Annotated in this window: 17 protein-coding genes; 12 read left to right on the top strand and 5 right to left on the bottom strand. The window is 49.2% G+C overall.

All coding sequences use genetic code 11. The features are described 5' to 3' along the window. Positions 1-43 precede the first annotated feature (43 nt). The 6 genes from AN963_RS27175 (at position 44) to speD (ending at position 6,204) form a co-directional block, all read left to right on the top strand. On the top strand, positions 44-1,093 hold the full coding sequence (locus tag AN963_RS27175; protein WP_055747609.1) for an autoinducer 2 ABC transporter substrate-binding protein: 1,050 nt from the start codon (positions 44-46) through the stop codon (positions 1,091-1,093). Positions 1,094-1,127: 34 nt separating this feature from the next. Beyond that, the gene (locus AN963_RS27170; protein ID WP_055747608.1) at positions 1,128-2,612 is read left to right on the top strand and encodes a sugar ABC transporter ATP-binding protein; all 1,485 of its coding nucleotides are present in this window, start codon (positions 1,128-1,130) and stop codon (positions 2,610-2,612) included. Positions 2,613-2,639: 27 nt separating this feature from the next. Continuing rightward, positions 2,640-3,638 (top strand): ABC transporter permease, encoded by a 999-nt coding sequence (locus tag AN963_RS27165; protein ID WP_055747607.1) that lies wholly within the window; start codon positions 2,640-2,642, stop codon positions 3,636-3,638. 22 nt (positions 3,639-3,660) lie between these two features. Beyond that, positions 3,661-4,713: an ABC transporter permease gene (locus AN963_RS27160; RefSeq protein WP_055747606.1), complete on the top strand. Its 1,053-nt coding sequence runs from the start codon at positions 3,661-3,663 to the stop codon at positions 4,711-4,713. A gap of 186 nt (positions 4,714-4,899) precedes the next feature. Continuing rightward, the gene (locus AN963_RS27155) at positions 4,900-5,271 is read left to right on the top strand and encodes a hypothetical protein (RefSeq protein WP_055747605.1); all 372 of its coding nucleotides are present in this window, start codon (positions 4,900-4,902) and stop codon (positions 5,269-5,271) included. Positions 5,272-5,403: 132 nt separating this feature from the next. Next, entirely contained in the window at positions 5,404-6,204 is an 801-nt protein-coding gene (gene speD, locus AN963_RS27150) for an adenosylmethionine decarboxylase (RefSeq protein WP_407922570.1), read from the top strand. A gap of 71 nt (positions 6,205-6,275) precedes the next feature. On the opposite strand, the gene AN963_RS27145 is transcribed toward speD, so the two are convergent. The 4 genes from AN963_RS27145 to AN963_RS27130 all read right to left on the bottom strand — a co-directional run bounded on the left by AN963_RS27145 (position 6,276) and on the right by AN963_RS27130 (position 10,844). Continuing rightward, on the bottom strand, positions 6,276-6,944 hold the full coding sequence (locus tag AN963_RS27145; RefSeq protein ID WP_055747902.1) for an ankyrin repeat domain-containing protein: 669 nt from the start codon (positions 6,942-6,944) through the stop codon (positions 6,276-6,278). A 98-nt stretch (positions 6,945-7,042) separates the two neighbouring features. Next, positions 7,043-8,536, bottom strand: a complete 1,494-nt coding sequence (locus AN963_RS27140; RefSeq protein WP_055747604.1) for an S-layer homology domain-containing protein — start codon at positions 8,534-8,536, stop codon at positions 7,043-7,045. Positions 8,537-8,674: 138 nt separating this feature from the next. Then, a complete protein-coding gene (locus AN963_RS27135) occupies positions 8,675-9,367 on the bottom strand; it encodes a response regulator transcription factor (protein WP_055747603.1) in 693 nt (230 codons plus the stop codon). Beyond that, positions 9,345-10,844: a sensor histidine kinase gene (locus AN963_RS27130; RefSeq protein ID WP_055747602.1), complete on the bottom strand. Its 1,500-nt coding sequence runs from the start codon at positions 10,842-10,844 to the stop codon at positions 9,345-9,347. Before AN963_RS27130 ends, AN963_RS27135 begins: the two co-directional genes overlap by 23 nt. Positions 10,845-11,171: 327 nt before the next feature. On the opposite strand from AN963_RS27130, the gene AN963_RS27125 reads away from it, so the two are divergent. The 3 genes from AN963_RS27125 to AN963_RS27115 all read left to right on the top strand — a co-directional run bounded on the left by AN963_RS27125 (position 11,172) and on the right by AN963_RS27115 (position 14,113). Continuing rightward, complete coding sequence (locus tag AN963_RS27125) at positions 11,172-11,969, top strand: carbon-nitrogen hydrolase family protein (protein ID WP_055747601.1); 798 nt, start codon at positions 11,172-11,174, stop codon at positions 11,967-11,969. Positions 11,970-12,326: 357 nt separating this feature from the next. Beyond that, positions 12,327-12,575, top strand: coding sequence for a GlsB/YeaQ/YmgE family stress response membrane protein (locus tag AN963_RS27120; protein ID WP_055747600.1), 249 nt, complete (start codon positions 12,327-12,329; stop codon positions 12,573-12,575). A 149-nt stretch (positions 12,576-12,724) separates the two neighbouring features. Continuing rightward, positions 12,725-14,113: an L-cystine transporter gene (locus tag AN963_RS27115; RefSeq protein ID WP_055747599.1), complete on the top strand. Its 1,389-nt coding sequence runs from the start codon at positions 12,725-12,727 to the stop codon at positions 14,111-14,113. Between the two features lie 669 nt (positions 14,114-14,782). On the opposite strand, the gene AN963_RS27110 is transcribed toward AN963_RS27115, so the two are convergent. Then, positions 14,783-16,435, bottom strand: a complete 1,653-nt coding sequence (locus tag AN963_RS27110) for a peptide ABC transporter substrate-binding protein (RefSeq protein WP_055747598.1) — start codon at positions 16,433-16,435, stop codon at positions 14,783-14,785. A gap of 210 nt (positions 16,436-16,645) precedes the next feature. On the opposite strand from AN963_RS27110, the gene AN963_RS27105 reads away from it, so the two are divergent. The 3 genes from AN963_RS27105 (at position 16,646) to AN963_RS27095 (ending at position 21,262) form a co-directional block, all read left to right on the top strand. After that, a complete protein-coding gene (locus tag AN963_RS27105; RefSeq protein WP_055747597.1) occupies positions 16,646-17,950 on the top strand; it encodes a hypothetical protein in 1,305 nt (434 codons plus the stop codon). Positions 17,951-18,425: 475 nt separating this feature from the next. Continuing rightward, positions 18,426-19,964, top strand: coding sequence for an AbgT family transporter (locus AN963_RS27100; protein WP_055747596.1), 1,539 nt, complete (start codon positions 18,426-18,428; stop codon positions 19,962-19,964). Positions 19,965-20,002: 38 nt separating this feature from the next. Further along, a complete protein-coding gene (locus tag AN963_RS27095; RefSeq protein WP_055747595.1) occupies positions 20,003-21,262 on the top strand; it encodes an amidohydrolase in 1,260 nt (419 codons plus the stop codon). Positions 21,263-21,290: the final 28 nt, after the last annotated feature.

Below are 21,290 nucleotides of genomic sequence, written 5' to 3'. Positions count from 1 at the left end.
TGTCATTTTCATTACACACAGTAGATAAGGGAGGTCGACGTTCATGAACAGACAGAAAAGGAGTTTGACGCTCGTGAGCCTGATGCTGGCTGTATTGCTGCTCTTACTGACAGCATGCAGTGGCGGTGGGGGAGGCACACAGCCACAAGGTGAGACGGGAAAACAAGCCAGCGGCAAAAAGTACAAGATCGCCACAGTAGTCAAATTGACGGGTGTCGCGTGGTTTGACCGAATGAACGAGGGAATTAAGAAGTTCGGTGAGGAAACAGGCAACGAAACGTTCATGCAAGGGCCGCAAAAAGCAGATGCGGCGCTGCAGGTGCAAATCATCGAGGACCTGATCGCTCAAAAAGTGGACGCGATCACGGTCGTTCCGTTCTCTGCCGAAGCGTTGGAGCCTGTGCTGAAAAAGGCAAAAGAAAAAGGGATTGTGGTCATTACGCATGAAGCGGACGGCTTTGAAAATACGGACTTTAACATCGAGGCGTTCGACAATCTGGACTACGGCGCGTTCTTGATGGACAGTCTGGCGAAATCGATGGGTGAGCAGGGCGAATACATGACGACGGTAGGCAGCCTGACGACGAAATCGCATATGCAGTGGGAAGAAGGAGCGTACAAGCGCCAGCAGGAAAAATACCCGAACATGAAGGCAGTCGCCCGCAAGCTGGAGACGAATGACGATCAGAAGACAGCGAGTGAGAAATTCCGTGAAACACTCAAAGCCTACCCCAACCTGAAAGGCTTCCAGGGTGCGTCCGGTAACGACGCAGCTGGTGCGGCATTGGCTGTTGAGGAAATGGGTTTGCAAGGAAAAGTGAACGTCGTGGGTACGAGTGTACCGTCCGTCAGCAAGCAGTATCTGGAGAGCGGTGCGATGAGCATGATCGGATTCTGGGATCCCGCTGATGCTGGATATGTCATGAACAAGCTGGCTGTCATGGTGCTGGACGGCAAGAAAGCAGACATCAAAGAAGGCGCGAATCTCGGGGTGAAGGGCTACGAAAGCATCAAGGTGGTCAACGGCAAATACTTGTTCGGCAGCGCTTGGGTAGGTGTCGGCAAGGAGAATATGAACGATTACAACTTCTAATCCCACACACGTATAGAGAGGGTGAACCGCAATCATGTCACTCATACAATTGTCAGGAATCAGCAAATCATTTGCCGGTGTTCAAGCGCTGAAGGATGTCAGCATCAAACTCGATTATGGAGAGATCCATTGTCTGGCCGGAGAGAATGGTTGCGGGAAATCCACTCTGATCAAAGTCATGTCCGGTGTGCACGCACCGGACCATGGCGAAATGCTGATTCACGGTCAGAAACGCAAGCTACTAACGCCAATCGATGCGATTAACGAAGGGATTCAGGTTATTTATCAGGACTTTTCCATCTTTCCCAACCTGACCGTAGCAGAAAATATCGCCCTTAATACGGAGCTGGCGCAAAACAGGAAGCTGGTAAATTGGCGCAGGATGAGGCAGATGGCCAAACAGGCGCTGGAGAAAGTGAATATCCAGCTGGATCTGGATGCAAAGGTCGAGACGTTGTCTGTTGCTGACAAGCAGTTGATTGCCATTTCACGAGCACTGATGCACAAGGCCAAGCTGATCATCATGGATGAGCCGACGACAGCCTTGACGCAAAAAGAAGTGAGGTCGCTGTTCTCTGTCATTAGCGGCCTGAAAAAAGAAGGAATGACCATCTTGTTTGTCAGTCACAAGCTGGAAGAAGTCTTTGAGATTTCCGAGAGAATCACCATTTTGCGCAATGGTAAGAACGTGGTTTCCGAACGGGTCCAACAGCTGGATCGCGACAAGCTCGTTTTTTTCATGACGGGGAGACAGATTGAAGAAAGCTATTACGAGATAAAAGAGGAGACAACAGTACCGATCTTGCAAACGGAGGATCTCGGGTTGCAGGGGTGCTTTGAACATATTTCGTTGCAGATTAAAGCAGGGGAAATTGTGGGATTGACGGGCTTGCTGGGATCAGGTCGCACGGAGCTGGCAGAGTCACTCTTTGGCTTGCGTCCGGCGACGAGTGGCAAAATCTTTATCGAGGGAAAGGAGCAGCAGATTCGCACCGTACAGGACGCGATTGAGCAACGAATTGCGTATGTGCCGGAGGATCGCCTGACCGAGGGCCTTTTTTTGGAGCAATCCATTGAGCGCAACATGGTCATCAGTGTGGTCGACCGGCTGTCCAGTCACTGGCACATGATCGATCTGGCCAAAGTGAAAAGTACGGTTCAGGACTGGATCAAGAGCTTGGGGATCGTCGCACACTCCCCAGCATTGCCGGTCAAGACGCTATCCGGTGGCAATCAGCAGCGTGTCGTTCTCGCCAAATGGCTGGCGACAAATCCACGCCTGCTCATTTTGAATGGGCCGACTGTTGGGGTTGATATTGGCTCCAAAGAAGACATTCATCAAGTGATACGAGCGTTGGCAAAGGAAGGCATGGGAGTGCTGATGATCTCCGATGACTTGCCTGAGCTCAAGCAAAACTGCAATCGGGTACTGGTCATGAAAAAAGGACGTCTGGTTGGGGAAATGGCGGGTAAGGAATGGAGCCAAGAGGAATGGACGCGATTGCAAGAAGCCACATAGTAGTGAGTCGGTAGGGGGAGAGAGCATATGAAAAAGGTAGTGCAGACCAGTGAATTTTACGTGGCGATCGTCGTCCTGGCGCTGTTTCTCGTGATCGGCAGTCAAAGCAGTGCTTTTTTTACCACCACCAATCTGTTCGATCTGATCCGTAGTGGGATCGTTCCCGGGATATTTGTGATGTGTGCCATGTTGGTCATTATTTCAGGAGGGATCGATGTTTCGTTCCCTGCCATTGCGACCTTCAGCATGTTTTGCGCCACGAAAATTCTTCATTCCATGCACTATGACGGCCCGGTGTTTGTTGCCTTTTTTCTGTCGGGGGTGATTGGTCTGTGCCTGGGGCTCATCAATGCCGTTTTTATATCTCTATTTCGCTTGCCCGCGTTGATCGTGACGCTGGGTACTTCTTCTATGTTCAGTGGATTTCTCCTGACGTTTGTCGGCAGCAGCCAGATCAGTGATTTGCCCAAGCCGCTCTTGTCCTTTTCCAAGGAACAAGTCTTCAAGTTTACGAATGATAGCGGAATAACAGTGGGACTGCCTGTTGCCGTCCTTGTCACGTTTGGGGTCATTGTACTCGTGGCGTTGCTGCTGCGGTATACGATGATGGGCAGGGGGATCTACGCTTTGGGAGGCGATCCCGTATCTGCGCAAAGGATCGGCTTTTCTCCGGTGCGAATACAGTTTTTTATTTATGGCTTTGTCGGACTCATGGCCGGAGTCGCAGGCATGATTCATACGACAATGATGCGTAATTCCAATCCGGTCGACCTGCTGGGTACAGAGCTGTTGATCATTGCCGCGGTCGTGCTCGGAGGGACGCGCATCACGGGCGGGCATGGAACAGTGCTAGGCTCCCTGTTGGGATTGTTACTCGTCATCACGATCCAGAACAGCTTGATACTGTTGGGGATTCCTTCCTATTGGCAGCGGTTTGTCATCGGTGCCTTGATCCTGATCGGAACGGGCGTGGCGGCGTATCAGGTGAAGAGATCGATCATGAGGCGAAAATCGATCGTTACGTAACCACTTCTGGAGGAGGCTTGTTATGACAAACCCAAATGGAAGCAATCCCGAGCCAATTACGCCAATTGGTAGCTCGTCTTTTTCCTTGAAGCGCTATTTGCCACAGGATGCAAGCACGATCCGGCTGTGTCTGTTCATGGTCGTCGTCTTCGCTTTGATGGCAGGTATTAGTCCGCGCACGTTTTTATCATTGGATAGCTTTACATCGATGGCGTTTCAGTTTCCCGTGTTTGGTATTTTTGCGTTAGCCATGATGCTCACGATGATCTCGGGAGGCATCGACCTGTCCATCGTAGGGATCGCCAATCTCACCTCGATCATAGCCGCTTCGGTTATGGTGCGATTGTTGCCAGCTGAAGCGACGGCAGGCGAGAGTCTTTTGTACATCCTACTGGGTGTGATTGCCGCACTCGTGGTCGGACTGATATGCGGTCTGTTCAATGGTTTTGCGGTTACGAGGATTGGAATACCTCCGATCCTGGTGACCTTGGGAACGATGCAGCTCTTCATGGGACTCGCCATTATCCTGACCAAAGGACAAGCGATTGTCGGGCTCCCAGAGCTGTATACGACGATAGGAAATGGCAGCTTGTGGATCATTCCTGTACCGTTGCTCATGTTTTGCCTGTGTATTCTGGGGACGTATGTGCTGTTGAACAAGCAATCTTATGGAATGAAGCTGCAAATGCTGGGGGCAAATCCGACGGCCTCTATCTACTCGGGCGTAAACAACACCCGTGTACTTTTAAAGACATACGCCATCAGCGGTATGCTGGCAGCCATAGCCGGTCTGGTCATCGTCGCCCAGACCAATTCTGCAAAAGCAGACTATGGGACGTCTTACATCCTACAGGCGATATTGGTGGCCGTGATGGGCGGGGTCGATCCAAAGGGTGGATTTGGGAAGGTATCGGGGATCGTGATGGCGGTCTTGACCCTCCAATTTTTATCGAGCGGTTTGAACGCCTTACATGTAGGAAATTTCTTCAAAGATTTTATGTGGGGAATCGTTCTCTTGCTCGTCATGGTCATCAACGAATGGAGCAATCGGAGAAAAGCTAGGAGGATCGCTTAAAAAATGGGTCGGACTGGTGGGCGCAACCAAGATTACACGGGTGGATCGGGCATAGGTCCTTTTTGAATGCATAGTCGATTACCAAATAATGTACGTTTGCCTACGTGACGTCTCCCCATGGGTTCATATACTGTAGGGTACCTTTTTGTTCGATCGTAATCATCATGAATGAAGGAGAGGGTAGCCTTGGCAATCGGACAAATGACGAGGGTGAGCTTGCCGTACCCGACGACATGGGACATTCAGGCCAGCTTTGGAGGCAGACCTACATCATTGGGGACATTGTTTATTCAGAGCGTCACGAATAATAGGGTAAATGGCGCGGTGAATTTTCGCGGCACGTTTATTCCGATGCAGGGAACATGGAACGAAGCAACCAGACAGATCGCTTTTGATACTCAGTTCGCGTCCTTTGTAGGCAGCTTGTTCAGTAAGGACGAACCGCTGCTAAATCTCCGCCATTACGTCCTGCAAGGCAATGTCTTGATGAAGCCTCCCTCCATACGGGCAGGAGAGCGGGGGACTTGGACGGCTCTCACCCATGTTCGGCAGTGTTAATCAGTGAGGTCTTGTCCAGAAATGGATGGGACCTTTTTATTATTTCTTTCGTGAAGATGATGGATGAAAGCAATCAATTGGGTAAGTTATGAAAGAGAGTGCAGCGGGAGGGAGATGAACAGCGTGAAACCGATGACAGAAAAACACGTCACCTTGCACGGCTTCAACAACTTGACCAAGTCTCTGAGCTTTAATATGTACGATATCTGCTATACGAAAACGAAGGAAGAACGGGAAGCCTACATTGAGTACATAGACGAACAATACAATGCTGACCGCCTGACCAGCATCCTGAAAACCGTATCCGATATCATTGGCGCACACGTCCTGAATATCGCTAAACAGGATTACGTCCCGCAGGGTGCCAGTGTTACCTTTCTCGTATCAGAGGGGCCAGTCGTTGAAGTCCCGACGGAATCGTATGAGGAATCGCCAGGACCTTTGCCGGACTCGGTAGTCATGCAGCTGGACAAGAGCCACATTACCGTTCATACGTATCCGGAGTATCATCCCGATGAAGAGATCAGCACGTTTCGAGCCGATATTGACGTCTCTACCTGTGGAGAGATCTCCCCGTTAAAAGCACTCAATTACTTGATTCACTCGTTTGAGACGGATACGATGACGATCGATTATCGGGTCCGCGGATTCACCCGGGATATCGATGGCAATAAGCTGTTCATTGATCATGACATCAGCTCCATCCAAAATTACATCCCGGATGAAGTCATTGATCTGTATGACATGATTGACGTGAACGTCTACCAGGAAAATATCTTTCACACCAAATGTAAGCTGAAGCAATTTGATCTGAACAATTACCTGTTTGGCTATACCAAGGATAAGCTCACGCCTGAGGAGCAGCGGGATATTACCGAGCGACTGCACAATGAGATGGATGAGATTTATTACGGGAAGAATATCATACGGTAGCCATACATCCAGTAGGGCAAAACAAAAAGCAAAGGCTGAGGGGCCTTTGCTTATGTTTGTTCCGAGGGTGATTACTTCGCTCCCGCTTGCGTCAATGCGTCCACCATTTCCTGATAGCCGCGATTTTTCGCGTGCTGCAGAGGAGTCACTCGGTCATGGTCGGCGAGATTTACATCAGCGCCATGCTGGATCAGCAGGTTGACGATCTGCTGGTGCTTTTCCCCGCCATCTCCGAGAATGACGGCTTCGAGCAGAGCAGTCCAGCCCAAGCGATTGATATGATCGACATTGACATCGGAGTGGGTCAGGAGTTCTTCGACGATCGCTACATGCCCGCGATCGGCAGCAGGGATCAGAGCGGTTCCGCCAAAACGATTGGTGATCGTCGTATCAGCACCAGCCGCGATGGAGGCTTTGACAAAGTCGAGCAAGCCGGCCGCACTGGCGTAAAGCAGTGGGTTGTCTAATCGCTCATCGCGGATGTTGATATTGGCGCCATGCTTGATCAGCAGGTTGAAGACGTCCAGCTGGTTTGTGTGTACGGCGATCAAAGCAGATGTCCTGCCCGTATCATCCGTTGCATTAATGTCAGCTCCATCTGCTAACAGTTGAGAAATAGTATTCGGCTCTCCTTGTTGCACTGCTTTCAACAACGCCTGGTTCAGCTTTTTGATCTCCATGTTCTCCGCTTGGGTCGCTTGCTGCTGCTCGTTGTTTCCTAGCATGGTTTCTACTTTCATCTCACAGCCTGTGAGCGCCAGAGTGAAAGCAATCAGGCCCATATACAGCAAGGCAAACCCTCTCCTTTCTGCTGGAATGCAATGGTTCATAGCCCCTATTATTCCACAGTCAACTCAGCCTGAGAATCCCCAGCCCATTCGCCAACAGGTGTAACGGTATAAATCGTGCTCTCAGCCAGTGAGCCATTTTGCTGGAGGTCAAAAATGCCAACAGCTCCTTTACGGCTGGAGTATTTATAGGTGGCGAGCAATTTTTCTCCATTTTCTGCAGTCAACTCCACACTGCGCCCGGAGAACAGCTCATCGCCAGGATCTTCAGCCAATGTGATGGCAATCGAAGTGTCAGAGAGTGCTTCCGCTTCCGTTATTTCCACAGGAGCGATTTCTTCTGCTACAAATGTCGGGTTCTTGATCGTAGCCCAGTCAGAAGTTACGGTGTACGTCACACCCGGGGTCAGGACTTGTCCCTCTGGCAGACGGAATTTTGGCTCTTGTTTGCCGTCTGTCGATTGGGTGAATGGAACATATTTCGCTACGATTGGCTGACCGCCTGCAGGTGTAATCGTTACTTGCCGTGCTTGCATGGACGAGATGATTTGATAGGTAGTGCCGTTTGCACGGTTGTTTTGATCCAGGACATAGGCGTTTTCACCACGTCCTGCGCTGTAGGCTGAGATGACGTATCCGTAATCGGTGACGTTATCCGATCTCAGCGCTTCTACTTCAAACGTATCGTTCGTTACCTGTCTGCTTTCGTTCATTTGCAGCTTGGTCGCATTCCCTGTGAATGTTCCTGCCTTGTTGCCCTTATAAGTCAGGTTGTAAGTCGTACCTGCTGTTTGGACGGAAGTCGGGACGATATAAGTGGCCATCGAGCCTGTTTTCAATCGTGGCATGTTGGTCAGTGTCAGCCCGTCATTAAAGACGAAGTCGGCTTTTGCTTTCGCGAACACTTCATCTTCTGCTGTCAGCGGAGCATCAAAGGTGACGATCAACGTAATGGCATTTAACGACTGTACGCTCGTGATTTTCGCTTTTTCGGACGGGATCGCTTTGTGTGCGGTCTTCAGCAAGAAGGCGACTTCACCGCGAGATGCCGTTTGGTTGCCAGAGTAGAATCGTTCCATCCAGTAGTTGACGGATTTCGTATCGCGGTTTAGAGCTTTGGACACGATCTGCACGAGCTCTGCGTCTGTGACTGTTCCTGTTGGATTGAATTGTCCATCCTCCGCTTGCATGATACCAAGTCCGACTAGCTCGGAGGCGTATTTGTATGCCCAAGAATTCGGTTGAATATCTGTCAATTTGGCTGGAGTTTGTGCTTTGCCTTCCAGGTTAAAGGTCTTCACAACCATTTTCGCCAGTTCAGCGCGGTTGATTTGATTGTGAGCGCCCATGGAGCGGTCGGCGTACCCTTGCATGACACCGAGGCGAGCCAATTCACTCACCGCTCCTTGAATCTCCTGGGCTGTAAGAGGGGAAGAAATCGCGCTAGAAGCAGCGTGAGCCGTCATCGTGGCAAAAGGGAGAGAGGCGGTGCCCAATGCAGCTGTCAGAACCATGGCCGCTACTTTATTTGAAATCTTTTTCATCAGAAAGTCCTCCTCGTATCATGGATGGCTAGTATTGCTTGCCTTATTCACAGGATAGACGAGAGACCTAAACTGCCTAGAAACCTGATCTTAAAAGTTTCGAAACCAGATATTAAAAAAAGCTAAACTGCGATAAGCCTACACGGTAAAACGGTAGCCGGCACCCCAGACAGTCTCGATGTATTGTGGATTTGAGGGATCGATCTCGATTTTCTCCCGTACTTTGCGGATATGGACCGTGACCGTTGCGATATCGCCACTCGAATCCATCCCCCAAATCCGTTCGAACAGCTCGTTTTTACTAAAGACGCGGTTGGGATGACTCGCCAAAAATTCGAGCAGGTTGAATTCCCGGGTGGTGAAAATGACTTCCTGGTTGCGCACATACACTCTACGAGACGCTTTATCCATGACGAGGCCACGTATGTGGATTTCGTCTTTTTGCTGTTGCCCTTGCTTGCCGAGCAGCCTCTCATAACGGGTCAAATGCGCTTTGGCACGGGCGACCAGTTCACTCGGGCTAAATGGCTTGGTGATGTAATCGTCCGCGCCGAGATTAAAGGCACGAATTTTATCCAGCTCTTCCTTTTTGGCCGAGACGATTAATATTGGCACTTCCTTTGCCTGGCGAATCTGGCGGCACAGCTCGAAGCCATCGATGCCTGGCAGCTGCAAGTCAATGATGAGAAGTCCGTACTCCCCGTTCAGAGCCAGCCGCAAGCCTTCATCGCCCGTGTGGCAAAGGTCGACCGTAAAGCCGTTTAGCTCAAAATAGTCCCGTTCGAGCTGCGCGATCGTCGTTTCGTCTTCAATGATCAGGATTCGTGTCATGTGCGTGATAGCCTCCTGGATTTGTCGTACGTTTCAGCGAGAAGAACAGTCTGGTGCCAACTCCTTGCTCGCTTTTGACCCAGATCTTCCCGCCGTGCCCTTCCACAATTTCGTGAGCGATCGCCAGGCCTAATCCACTGCCGCCTGTGGTCGAGTTGCGTGATTGTTCCGCTCGGTAAAAGCGTTCAAACAGATGGGGGATTGCATCAGGCGGAATTCCCATTCCGTTGTCTCGAATCTCGATCGTGACATATCGATCATCTGGTTGCAGCGATACATGGATCTTTTTCTCGGGCTTATCCATGAATTTCTGGGCATTATCGATGATATTCAACACGGTACGCTTGAGTTTTTCTACATCAGCGAGTACCCATATCGGCTTGTCTGTGCGATTTTCCCATTCTAGGTCGATGCCCTGCTCTTGCAAACCGTAATGGAGCTCCTCGATACAATCGTCGAGAAACGGTACGATGTTCAAAGACTCGAAGGTAAAGGGAACCTGTTTCAAGTCGAGCTTGGAGTAGAGGAAAAGCTCATCGACGAGCTTGTCTAAGTCCACCGTTTTGGCGTAAATAATATTGACGTACTTGTCCATTTTCTCAGGCGTATCAGCAACACCGTCTCGGATTCCCTCGATATAGCCTTTGATGTTGGTGATCGGCGTGCGTAAATCATGCGAGATGTTTGAGATCAGTTCTTTGCGGTTTTCCTCGTCCTGCAAACGGAGCTGGACCGATTCGTGTAATCTTTTTCGCATGTTCTCAAAGGCTTCGTTCAATTGACCGATCTCGTCTTTCGAATGCAGATTCAGAGCGAATTGCAGATCGCCTTCCTGGATGCGTTCTGCCGAGTTGCGCAGCAGGTTGAGCGGCTTGATCACGCTTTTGGTAATCCAGCGGTACAGGAGCATATTGGCGATGACCAGCACGCCGAGCAAGATAAAGAGGAGAATAGGGAGCAGACGGCGAGTCACCTCTGCGAACGGACTGCGTTCCCGGATGACAAACACACTGCCTTTAGCCCCATCCGAATACAGAAAGTCGAATTTGGCATACGCGTAAAATCGCTCACCGATGTTGAAGGTGTTGCGAATCTGACTGTTGTTTAGATCATAAGGAGGCAGGTTCTGCTCCAATTCCGGTTGATGAAACGTGTATGACTCGAATACCTGATTGCTTTCTCGCCGCACGTAGAGCCCGGCACGCACTGTCCGAAGCTTGAAATCGTAGTCGACGAGCAATTGTTTGTTCAAAAGCTCGTCTGGGGTATTCTTGGCGAGGTATTTCAAGTCTAGGAAGATCGATTCCTCCTGTTCTGTCAACGGGTTCAACTGGTAATGGACTTTATAAAAATCACGAATGCTGTGTATATCTCCGGTGGCTGCGATGGTAAACAAGCCCGCTGTCAGCCCGAACATCAAGAGGCTGATGACCAGCATTCCCGTGTAGGAGAGCAGCAATTTGATACGGATAGACATGGTCTCACCTCTCATCAATCTGACAAGTCCATTATATACAAGGAGATGGATCGGTAAAGCATTCATTGCGTAACGCTTGTACCTTACATAAAAAAACTCTCTTCCAGGAAGAGGGAAGAGAGGGGGGATGGATGTTTAGATGTCCGTCAACGTTTCATTCGGTTTGATCAGAAACCACTAGAAGCTGGGATTTCCCCGTCCACATTAAGTAGGGCAAGCGAATACGCCAAGTCAACTGCCCAAGTATAAGAAGCACTCCTTCCAAACGGATAAAATCAGTTATACTATTCAGTAAGTATGTTGACCAACGTGAAAGGCGGAGAATAGATGAAAGTAGCGATTGCGCAACTCACATCGACCATGGATAAAGCGGAAAACCTGCAAAAAGCAGTTACTTACATCGCAAAAGCGAAAGCGTCCGGGGCAGATTTTGTTATTCTGCCTGAAATGTATCTCGCACCAGCCACACCGAAAACAGGTGTCACACCAGCACAGGTAGCGGAGCCTTTGGACGGACCTTTCGTTACCGGGCTGGCGCAAGCGGCTCGTGATCATGGCGTTTATGTGGTGTGCGGCATGTACGAAAAGATCGACCATGATCCTAATCGAGCATACAACACGACGGTATTCCTGAACCGATCTGGTGAATTGATCCATACGTACCGCAAGACACATCTGTACGATGCCTTTTCGTTCGTGGAGTCCGAGGCTATCGCTGCGGGCGACAATCCATACCAGGTGGTGGAGACGGAGTTTGGGAAAATCGGCCTCATGGTGTGCTATGAAGTGCGATTCCCGGAAATTGCGAGACAGTTTGCCCTGCAAGGTGCTGACATCCTGTTCGTACCAGCTGGATGGGTAGCAGGCGCGATGAAAGAAGATCATTGGGAGACACTCGTCCGTGCGAGAGCGATTGAGAATACGATGTTCGTTTGCGCGGCCGATCAGGTGGGCAATATTTTTGCAGGACGTAGCTTGATCGTGGATCCGATGGGTGTCGTTTTAGCGAGTGCAGGTGAAGAAGAAACGCTCATCGTGGCGGAGCTTGATCTGGATCGCATTCAGCGCGTCCGCAGTAAATTGCCAAGTGTGGCAAATCGGCGCGCAGAGTTTTATATTAACTAAAACAGAAACGGCGACAGCGCAGCGCATTTGGCTGGCCAGTCGCTAATCCGTGAGAAGTTTTGGGATAGCTATATAGCTATCCCTTTATCTTTGAGGGGAGGGATATGATTAAAAGCTGACCAGGAAAAGGGAGAAAAAAGCGAAGGTATTAGTGGCTAACCTGGAGCGTTTTCTCCCTTTTCTGCCCCGCTGCTACAGTTAATTGATTAGCAAACTGTGTAAGAAGCCTTTACTCGCATGAAAACAGGCATGTACCTACGAACACATCCGAAGGTTTTCAATATGATAGTAACAGATAACTATAATTTTTATGGTCCTTATGTAAGCGTTACCATCATGAGAAAGGGTGTGTGTCGTATGTTCTGGATCGTATGGGCATTAGTCGGGTTGGTCGTTTGGTGGGCAATGAACATGCTGATGACAGGAAAAGCAGGTGGAACGAACTGGTTGGCTTCACTGATCGTGGCTCTGTTGGGAAGCTGGTTGGGCGACCTCGTCTTGGGGAACTGGCTGTGGATGTGGGCCGGATTTAACGTCATTGCCGGTGTCATCGGTGCCGTAGTGCTGACTTGGATCTGGAATCTCATTAGCAAGCAACTGAAATAACCGAATAGGTGGACTCGGGAGTCGCCATGTTTGCGATTCCTGATTTTTTATTTTAAATTCATACTTTACAAATCGGAATTATACGAATATAAATAGATAAGGCTCAATAACCTTTAGAGAAAATGAAAGTACAGAAGAGGAGGAGAAGCATGTCTACGCTATTGATCATCGCAAACATAATTATTTTGCTTTTATTCATAGTTGGCTTGTACACACTGCAAAAGAAACACGTCTCGTTCTCCAAAAGGGTTTTTATCGGACTTGGGATCGGGATTTTGTTTGGCTTAGTCTTGCAATTTGCTTATGGAACAAAATCTGATGTCCTGAAAACGACGATCGATTGGTACAATATCGTCGGAAACGGATATGTAAAGCTACTCCAGATGATCGTCATGCCACTGGTCTTTATCTCGATTGTCTCTGCTTTTACGAAACTGAAATTAGCGAATAACATCGGAAAAATTAGTTCGCTCATTCTCAGTATCCTGGTGGGGACGACTGCCATCGCGGCAGCTATCGGGATCGCATCGACTCTGGCTTTCCATTTGGACGGCGCCCAGCTTCAGCAAGGGGATGCGGAAAAAGCGCGAATCGAACTGGTGGGTCAAAAATTGGGTGATGTTCAGAACACGACGCTGCCGCAAAAAATTGTTTCGCTCTTGCCAGCGAATCCGTTCCAAGACTTGACGGGAGAGCGCCCGACTTCGACGATCGCCGTCGTAATTTTCGCCGCATTCATCGGAGTCGCGTATATAGGAATCAAACGAAAAAATCCGGAGCAAGCTGAACTGTTCTCCAAAATAGTAGACACCCTCCATACCATCGTGATGCGGGTCGTCACACTAATCTTACGCCTGACCCCATTCGGAGTGCTTGCGATCATGACGAAGGTGACGGCTACCAGCGACTACAATGCGATCTGGCAGCTAGGGAAATTCGTTGTGGCGTCCTACGTTGCCTTGATTGTGATGTTTATCGTGCACCTGCTCTTGCTGGCTTTCGCAGGATTGAATCCAGTGACTTATGTGAAAAAGGCGCTGCCTGTTCTTACGTTTGCCTTTACTTCCCGGACCAGCGCTGGCGCATTGCCGCTGAATGTAAAAACACAGACGCAAGACTTAGGAGTTCCAGAGGGAATCGCCAATTTTGCAGGATCATTTGGCCTTTCTATCGGGCAAAACGGATGCGCAGGTACGTATCCGGCTATGCTTGCGGTGATGGTAGCACCACTCGCAGGGATTGATCCACTGACACCATCGTTTATTCTGTTGTTGATCGCGGTCGTGGCACTCAGCTCATTTGGAGTGGCGGGCGTAGGCGGAGGAGCTACTTTTGCAGCCTTGCTGGTCTTGTCCTCCATGAATCTACCGATTGCGATTGTGGGCTTGCTAATCTCTGTTGAGCCGCTGATTGATATGGGACGCACAGCGCTTAATGTGAGCGGAAGCATGACAGCAGGACTGCTCACCAGCAGGGCGACGAAAGAACTGGATACGAACGTGTATCACGAGACAAAAGAAACATCTCTAACCGTATAAAGGAACGAAGGCTACACCGCAAAAGTAAGCGCGGGTGTAGCCTTTTTTTATGGATAGAGATAGGAATCAATAGTCTCCTAATCAGTAGATGATCAGCAGGGTATATCATTGACCGCATTTCACCGAAACGCGTCTCCATGCTATTTGTTGTCGGTGGACTGGGCACAGCGATTAGCGTCTCCATTGCGATCTTCTCTGCCAGCCCGATCGTGTCTGCGATTGGCTTAATTGTGGCCAATAGCTGAGAGTCGCGATCTCGATCAACAGAATCCAGATCAGACCTGGTGTCTTCCAAGCCTGGCGGAATGTCTCCTTCAAGCTTCCTGTTCTGGGGCATACAAGGACCTGCGATTCCGAGTATTGTACAAGCGGCTTCGCCGGACTCGAGTGTCGGCAGCACGTACGGTATCGTAAATGGTGTAGGTAATCTCGTATCCGCACTCATGCCGACCATCATGGGAGCGATGATTGCGGGAAATGGCTCCGAAAGCTTTACGGGATCGGTACGCAGGTGCTCACTGTTATCTGTGCGATCGTGGCTCTCAAGCGAAATGTTTTTGCACCGAAAGATAAGAACGCAACTGTAGAGAGTTAATACGAATCAAAAAAAACAAGCTGCACTGTCTGTTACGACGGTGCAGCTTGTTGCTTGTGATCGACTATACGTGATTATTTGACGACGGAAGTGAACTTGAAGTACGCGCCACCCAGTGGATAGATGATGAAGTCTTTGACTTTGTCATTTTTCACATAAGGGCTGCCACGGAAATTGATTGGCGCGAGCGGCATTTCATCCATGAGAATGGTCTCTGCATCGAGCAAGATTTGTTTGCGCTTATCCAGATTTGGCTCATGATAGCTCTGGTCAATCAGCTCTTTAAACTTCGGATTCTCCCAGTCAGGATGGTTGTTTCCGCCTGTCTTGTCGCGGAACATCTCCAGGAAGTTGATCGGGTCGTTAAAGTCAGCGCCCCATTGGAAGCGGATCATGTCAAAATTGGCTTGCGATCTCATGTCACGGTACACTTTCAGTTCGGCTGTGTACAGTTTTACATCGACGCCGAGCGCTTTTTTCCATTGGTCTTGCAGGGCTTCTGCCACTTTTTTATTCACGTCAGTTGTGTCAAAGGTGTAAGTGACTTCCGGGAACTTGGTCAAGCCCAATTCTTTCATACCTTCTGCCAGCAGTTGTTTCGCTTTTTCAGGATCTGCCTTGAAGTAGCCATCTTGCTTCAGCCCCATAGAAGTCGGTACCCAACCGTATGCTGCCGGTACGCCTGTTTGCAAGATGTTGTCGATGATTTCTTCGCGGTTGATGGCATACGAGAAGGCTTGTCTGATCTTTTTGTTATTGAATGGTGGTTTGGTGGTGTTAAACACGACGGATTGCGTACCAGGGTTGTCAGCTACCATCAGCTTCCCTTGGTCTTTGATGGATTGGATGGCATCTGTTGGCAGCGTGGAGGCTGGATAGCCGCCCCAGTCTACTTCGCCGTTTTCAAACATGGAGAATGCCGTATTATTGTCGTCAATCATGACGATTTCCAGGCGATCCAGCTTGACGTTGTCTTTATCCCAATAGGTAGGGCTCTTGGTGAATACGATTTTGCTCTTGTGCTCCCACGTTTCCATGTTGAACGGACCGTTGGAAACAATGCTTTTCGCTTCTGCTGCCCAATTCGGGTTGCCATCTACCGTTTTTTGATGGAGTGGGAACAAGGTTGGGAAGAAGGTCAGTTCGCGGAAAAACGGAGTCGGTGATTTCAGATCGAATTCGACCGTATAATCATCCAGCGCTTTTACGCCTACGTCATCGGCTTTGCCTTTACCCGTGTTGAACTCTTCTCCGCCTTTGATGTAATAGAGCTGATAGGCGTACTCGGAGGCTGTTTTTGGATCGAGGTTCCGTCTGATCGCGTAGACGAAATCTTTCGCGGTCACAGGATCGCCGTTGTTCCATTTGGCCTCTTTGCGAATCTTAAAGGTAAATTTCGTGTAATCGTCGTTGTTCGTAAAGCTCTCTGCTGTGGCGTTGGTCAGCTGACCGTTCAGGTCGTAGTTGGTCAGACCTTCAAACGCTGCGTAGATCATGTCAAACGAGTCTGCGTCAACAGCGATTCCAGGGTCCATAGAAGGCGGTTCGCTGTTAATGCTCCAGTGCAACACCATAGGTTCTGTCTTTGTAGCCTCTGCCGGTGCTGCAGGAGTTTGGGTGGATGATGCTGGTGCGGGTGATGATGGTTGTGAGGAGTTGGAACAGCCTGCGAGAGCCCCGCCCAATAACAGGGTCAGACAGGTTGCCAGTGTAATACCCTTTTTCATAGTGATCCCCCTTGAAGAAAATGAAAGCGTATATTCAGAATATTTCTTTCTCTTTTTAAAGGCAATTTAAAAGTTATCTTTATCGACAAAATAATTCACAACCTAGTTCCTTTTTACTAGTGTATGTTGTACCCATTACGTGTTGGCTACCTAGTCTGATATAGTAGAAGTTACATATCTCATACAAAGAATCAGGAGCTAATCGGAACTATGTATAAAATAGGTGTGGTGGGCCCGCTCCCCTCAGTAGAGCGGATTTTGGCTGTCGCCAATGAGTTTGAGCACGGCATTGAATTTGTCCCGATTGCGTACGAGGATGCAAAGGTCGTGAGCAGCATTGTCTCGGAGCGCGACTGGGAATTCAATGGATGGTTTTTTTCAGGGCCGATTCCGTTTACGATTGCAAAAAATGTGCTTAGCCCGGATGCGAACATCGTCTATTGTCCGCCTACCGGATCGAATCTGTATCGGTGCTTTATCCAGATGTCGATCGACCATGATGAGGTCGTAAAACGGGTGTCAGTCGACATGATCAAATCGGAAGGAGAGTATTTGCACGAATCGTTGTATGAGCTGGATATTCCGGAAGAGGACAGGCATGTGCTGACGTACGACGAGAATTACGACGCCCAGAAAATTACGCAATTTCATCTGGACCTCTGGAGAGAAGGGAAGACGCAAGGAGCCTTTACCACACTCTTTTCAGTGGAACGCGCTTTGCAAAAGGAGGGCATCCCAGTATATCGGGTCTTGATGACCAAGATGGAAATTAGACAAGCCATGAAAATGGTCATTGAAAAAGCAAAAAGCTCGTATTTCAAGGATACTCAGATCGGCGTGGAAATCATCGAGTTGGAGCAGATGGACAAAATCGCGGAACGGGCAAAAACGAGATTTCACTTGCAGCATTTGGAGCTGAAAGTTCGGCAGATCCTGCTACTCCTGTGCGAGAAGCTAGACGGGTCGCTCTTGGCCAATGGAAATGGCCGCTATCAGATCTTTAGTACCCGTGGCGCCATCCAACGGGAAATCGAGATGCTCCGGACCACAGTCCAGCAGCTATCTATGGAAGCCGATGTTCCGGTAGCAGTCGGTGTAGGTTTTGGAGAGACAGCATTTTCGGCTGAAAACAACGCGCGAAAAGCGATACAACATGCAAAGGAAAGACCAGATTTCGGGATTGTCATCGTGCAGGATGATGGAGTCATCATGGAATCAGCGGGAGAAACCGAGCAACTGTCTTATTCGTATCGCTCAAACGACAAAGAGCTGCTGGACAAATTGAACAAGGCCAATGTCAGCGTCAAAACGTACCATAAGATCGAAGCGTTGGTGCAGCGGATGGGCTGGAATATGTTTACGACGACAGACATTGCATCCTATTTATCCATGACTGTGCGCAATGCCCAGAGAATTATGGGAAGTCTCTGCGAATTTGGATTGGCTGAATTAAAAGGCGAAGAACAGCAAGCCATGCGAGGCAGACCAAAGAAAATGTATACGCTGAAAAAGTGAGGAAACACTCGATTGTATCGGGTGTTTTTTTGTATAAATCAACTTAGGTGAGGTGGGAGAAGCAGGCTTCCGATCTGCGCTCCGGCCTACACCCTACATGGACAGGGTTGACCCCCTGCAGGTGTTCCTACGAAGCTGGAGTGTTTTCTCCTTTTTTCTCTTCCTCCAAAATAGATTGATTATCGCGATTTTCTTAAATCAAACTGTAAATGGAAGCTTTTGTATTTTGCAAGAAGTCTAACAATTGTGTTGAAAAAAATTAAAGCACGCTATATAATTTAATTAAACGAAATTGTCTCTTTATATTCGTATAATGACGAATCAGCCGGAAATTACGAAAGGAGTAACATGCTTACTATTTTCTGAAGCGAAATTGAAAGGGCTTTCATTTTTTCGTGGAGGAAGACTGATCACTCACTCACTAAGCATTATGCAAGAGAAAGAAATTAAGAAACGGCCCAAGGGGGATTGCTCTATGAGTGCACAACCAGTAAAGACGAACCGACATGAGCAACATTCAGATGGAGTTGGCCTTTTGAAATGGGTCGAGCGGGTTGGGAACAAGCTGCCAAATCCATTTATGCTGTTCCTTTATCTGATTGCCATTTTAATGGTTGTTACCGCGCTTTTGTCCTTTTTTCATGTGACTGCGATGGACCCAATTAAAAATGAACAGTTAGCAGTGAAAAACTTGCTCAGCCAAGAGGGACTTCAATGGCTGTTGCCCAATATCATCAAAAACTTCTCAAGCTTCTTACCACTTGGCTCCATTTTGACCTTGATGTTAGGGGTAGGGCTTGCTGAGAAAGTCGGACTTCTAGAAGCCGTCATTCGCAAAATGTCGTTGCGCGTCAGTGCTCGGTATGCCAGCTATCTGGTAGCGTTTATCGCCTTCTTTAGCCATGTTTCATCTGATGCTGCTTTCGTTATCATGCCTCCACTGGGAGCATTGATTTTCCTTGCTGTAGGTCGTCACCCAGTAGCAGGTCTGTTGGCAGCGATCGCCGGTGTTGGTTCAGGTTTTACCGCCAACATGCTGATCGTGACCACGGACGTCTTGCTCTCCGGTATCAGCTCGGAGATTTCCAAATCCGTTGATCCGAATGTAACCGTCAGCGTATTGGACAACTGGTTCTTCATGTCCGCTTCCGTCATTTTGCTGTCCGCGATCATCGGTTTCATCACAGACAAGTTCGTCGAGCCAAAACTGGGTGTTTACAAAGGTGAAAAAGGACAGAAGCTGGAAGATTTGTCCGATATTCAAAAGAAAGGATTGCGTGCAGCAGGTATCGCTGCATTGGCATTCCTAGCTGTCATCGCCGTACTGGTTGTGCCAGCAAATGGTCTGCTCCGCGATCCAAAACTGGGCACTATCGTTCCTTCTCCATTCATTTCAGGAATTGTGCCAGTCATCTTGCTGTTCTTCTTCACGGTAGCAATCACGTATGGTATCCGAGTAGGCATGATCAAAAAACAAAACGATATTCCTGCTTTGCTGACGGATCCGATCAAAGGTATGGCTGGTTTCATCGTCATGGTTTTCCCACTTTCGCAATTCGTTGCGATGTTTAACTGGAGTAACATGGGTAGCTTCCTCGCCCTGTCCATTACGGATGTTCTAGAAAAAATGAACATGACCGGAGCACCCGTCTTTATCGGCTTGATGTTCCTGTCCGCGTTCCTCTGCATGTTTATTGCCAGTGGTTCTGCGATCTGGTCTCTCTTGGCACCCGTGTTCATTCCAATGTTTATGGCACTTGGTTTCCATCCGGCATTCGCGCAAATCGCATTCCGGATTGCTGACTCGTCCGTGATTCCGTTCGCGATCGTGTCGCCGTTCATCCCGCTATTCCTGGGCTTCTTGCAGGAGTACAAAAAGGATGCCAAGCTGGGAACCTACTATTCCTTGATTCTGCCGTATCCGATTGCGATTTTTATTCTTTGGACATTAATGCTGATCGTATGGTATTTCGTAGGTTTGCCAATCGGTCCTGGGGTATATCCACATTTGTAAGCTTGAGAATGCCCCAGAGATAACAGGAGGTATGAGTGATGTTGGATCTGGTTTCGTTACGAAGAGATTTTCACATGCATCCGGAAGTTGGTTTTACGGAATTTCGCACAGCTACAAAAGTGGTGGAGATTCTGACTTCCCTGGGCTATGAAGTGATTTATGGACAAGAAGCGTTGGACGGGCCTTCTCGAAGAGGCCTGCCAGCGCAGGGAGTGTTGGAAGAAGCTTACGAACGAGCGTTGCGAGATGGCGCGAACCCTGCCATTGCTGAAAAAATGCGTGGCGGCTACACGGCTGTAATCGGTGTGAAAAAAGGGAAAGCGGATGGACCTACCGTTGCTTTCCGCTTCGATATGGATGCTTTGCCTGTACTAGAGAGCAAAGACGCGGATCATTTCCCGCAGGCGAACGGATTCCGCTCACAGTATGAGGGAAACATGCACGCTTGTGCGCATGACGGTCATACCACCATTGGTCTGGGGCTGGCGGAAAAGCTCGCGGATGGCGATTTTTCCGGTACAGTCAAATTGATTTTCCAACCGGCAGAAGAAGGCGTGCGCGGTGCCTATTCCATCGTTCAGAAAGGGATCGTGGACGACGTCGACTACATCTTCTGCCACCATTTGGGCGTCAATGTGCCATTGGGTGAAGTACACGGCGGATCCCACGGCCTGCTGGCGACCACGAAATTGCTGGCACACTTCCACGGAGTTTCCTCTCATGCAGGAGCATCTCCTGAGCACGGGAAAAATGCACTCTTGGGAGCGGCGACTGCCTTATTGAACATTCATGCGATTACGCGTTTTAGCACAGCAGCTACTCGTGTAAACGTCGGTGTGCTCGAAGGCGGAACAGCGGCAAATATCATTCCTGCCTATGCGAAGATGATCGTCGAGACTCGCTCGGAGTCAGAAGAAGTCAATGCAGAGGTGGAAAAACGGGTACGCAACATAATCGCAAGTGCTGCGGCCATGCACGAGCTGGACCATGAAATCGAGGTGATCGGCGGCGCCATCCCGATCAACTACGATGATGATATGGCGGATCTCGCACTGGGTGAGGCCAGACATGTTGAAGGGTTCCACTCCTTTAAAAAAGGCGAATACAACGCGATGGGCAGCGAGGATGCGAGCTTCCTGATCAAGCGTGTTCAGGATCTCGGCGGCAAAGGAACCTACATGTCCATTGGGACAGACATTCCTGCCCCTCACCACCATCCGAAGTTCGACATTCAGGAAGAAATTCTTCCGCGCACTGTCGAGCTGTTGAATCGCATTGCAAGACGGCTTCTTACTTAAGAAACCCTTCTATTAGTCGCACTCGCCA

The organism is Brevibacillus choshinensis, from assembly GCF_001420695.1.
Taxonomy (GTDB): Bacteria; Bacillota; Bacilli; order Brevibacillales; family Brevibacillaceae; genus Brevibacillus; species Brevibacillus choshinensis.
Note: the sequence above shows the minus strand (reverse complement) of the source record. Positions and strands in the feature narration are given on the sequence as shown.

Coding starts and splice junctions, on each gene's coding strand:
- AN963_RS27175 (WP_055747609.1), top strand. CDS start 44: ATGAACAGACAGAAAAGGAGTTTGACGCTCGTGAGCCTGATGCTGGCT.
- AN963_RS27170 (WP_055747608.1), top strand. CDS start 1,128: ATGTCACTCATACAATTGTCAGGAATCAGCAAATCATTTGCCGGTGTT.
- AN963_RS27165 (WP_055747607.1), top strand. CDS start 2,640: ATGAAAAAGGTAGTGCAGACCAGTGAATTTTACGTGGCGATCGTCGTC.
- AN963_RS27160 (WP_055747606.1), top strand. CDS start 3,661: ATGACAAACCCAAATGGAAGCAATCCCGAGCCAATTACGCCAATTGGT.
- speD (WP_407922570.1), top strand. CDS start 5,404: ATGACAGAAAAACACGTCACCTTGCACGGCTTCAACAACTTGACCAAG.
- AN963_RS27145 (WP_055747902.1), bottom strand. CDS start 6,944: ATGAAAGTAGAAACCATGCTAGGAAACAACGAGCAGCAGCAAGCGACC.
- AN963_RS27140 (WP_055747604.1), bottom strand. CDS start 8,536: ATGAAAAAGATTTCAAATAAAGTAGCGGCCATGGTTCTGACAGCTGCA.
- AN963_RS27135 (WP_055747603.1), bottom strand. CDS start 9,367: ATGACACGAATCCTGATCATTGAAGACGAAACGACGATCGCGCAGCTC.
- AN963_RS27130 (WP_055747602.1), bottom strand. CDS start 10,844: ATGTCTATCCGTATCAAATTGCTGCTCTCCTACACGGGAATGCTGGTC.
- AN963_RS27125 (WP_055747601.1), top strand. CDS start 11,172: ATGAAAGTAGCGATTGCGCAACTCACATCGACCATGGATAAAGCGGAA.
- AN963_RS27120 (WP_055747600.1), top strand. CDS start 12,327: ATGTTCTGGATCGTATGGGCATTAGTCGGGTTGGTCGTTTGGTGGGCA.
- AN963_RS27115 (WP_055747599.1), top strand. CDS start 12,725: ATGTCTACGCTATTGATCATCGCAAACATAATTATTTTGCTTTTATTC.
- AN963_RS27110 (WP_055747598.1), bottom strand. CDS start 16,435: ATGAAAAAGGGTATTACACTGGCAACCTGTCTGACCCTGTTATTGGGC.
- AN963_RS27105 (WP_055747597.1), top strand. CDS start 16,646: ATGTATAAAATAGGTGTGGTGGGCCCGCTCCCCTCAGTAGAGCGGATT.
- AN963_RS27100 (WP_055747596.1), top strand. CDS start 18,426: ATGAGTGCACAACCAGTAAAGACGAACCGACATGAGCAACATTCAGAT.
- AN963_RS27095 (WP_055747595.1), top strand. CDS start 20,003: ATGTTGGATCTGGTTTCGTTACGAAGAGATTTTCACATGCATCCGGAA.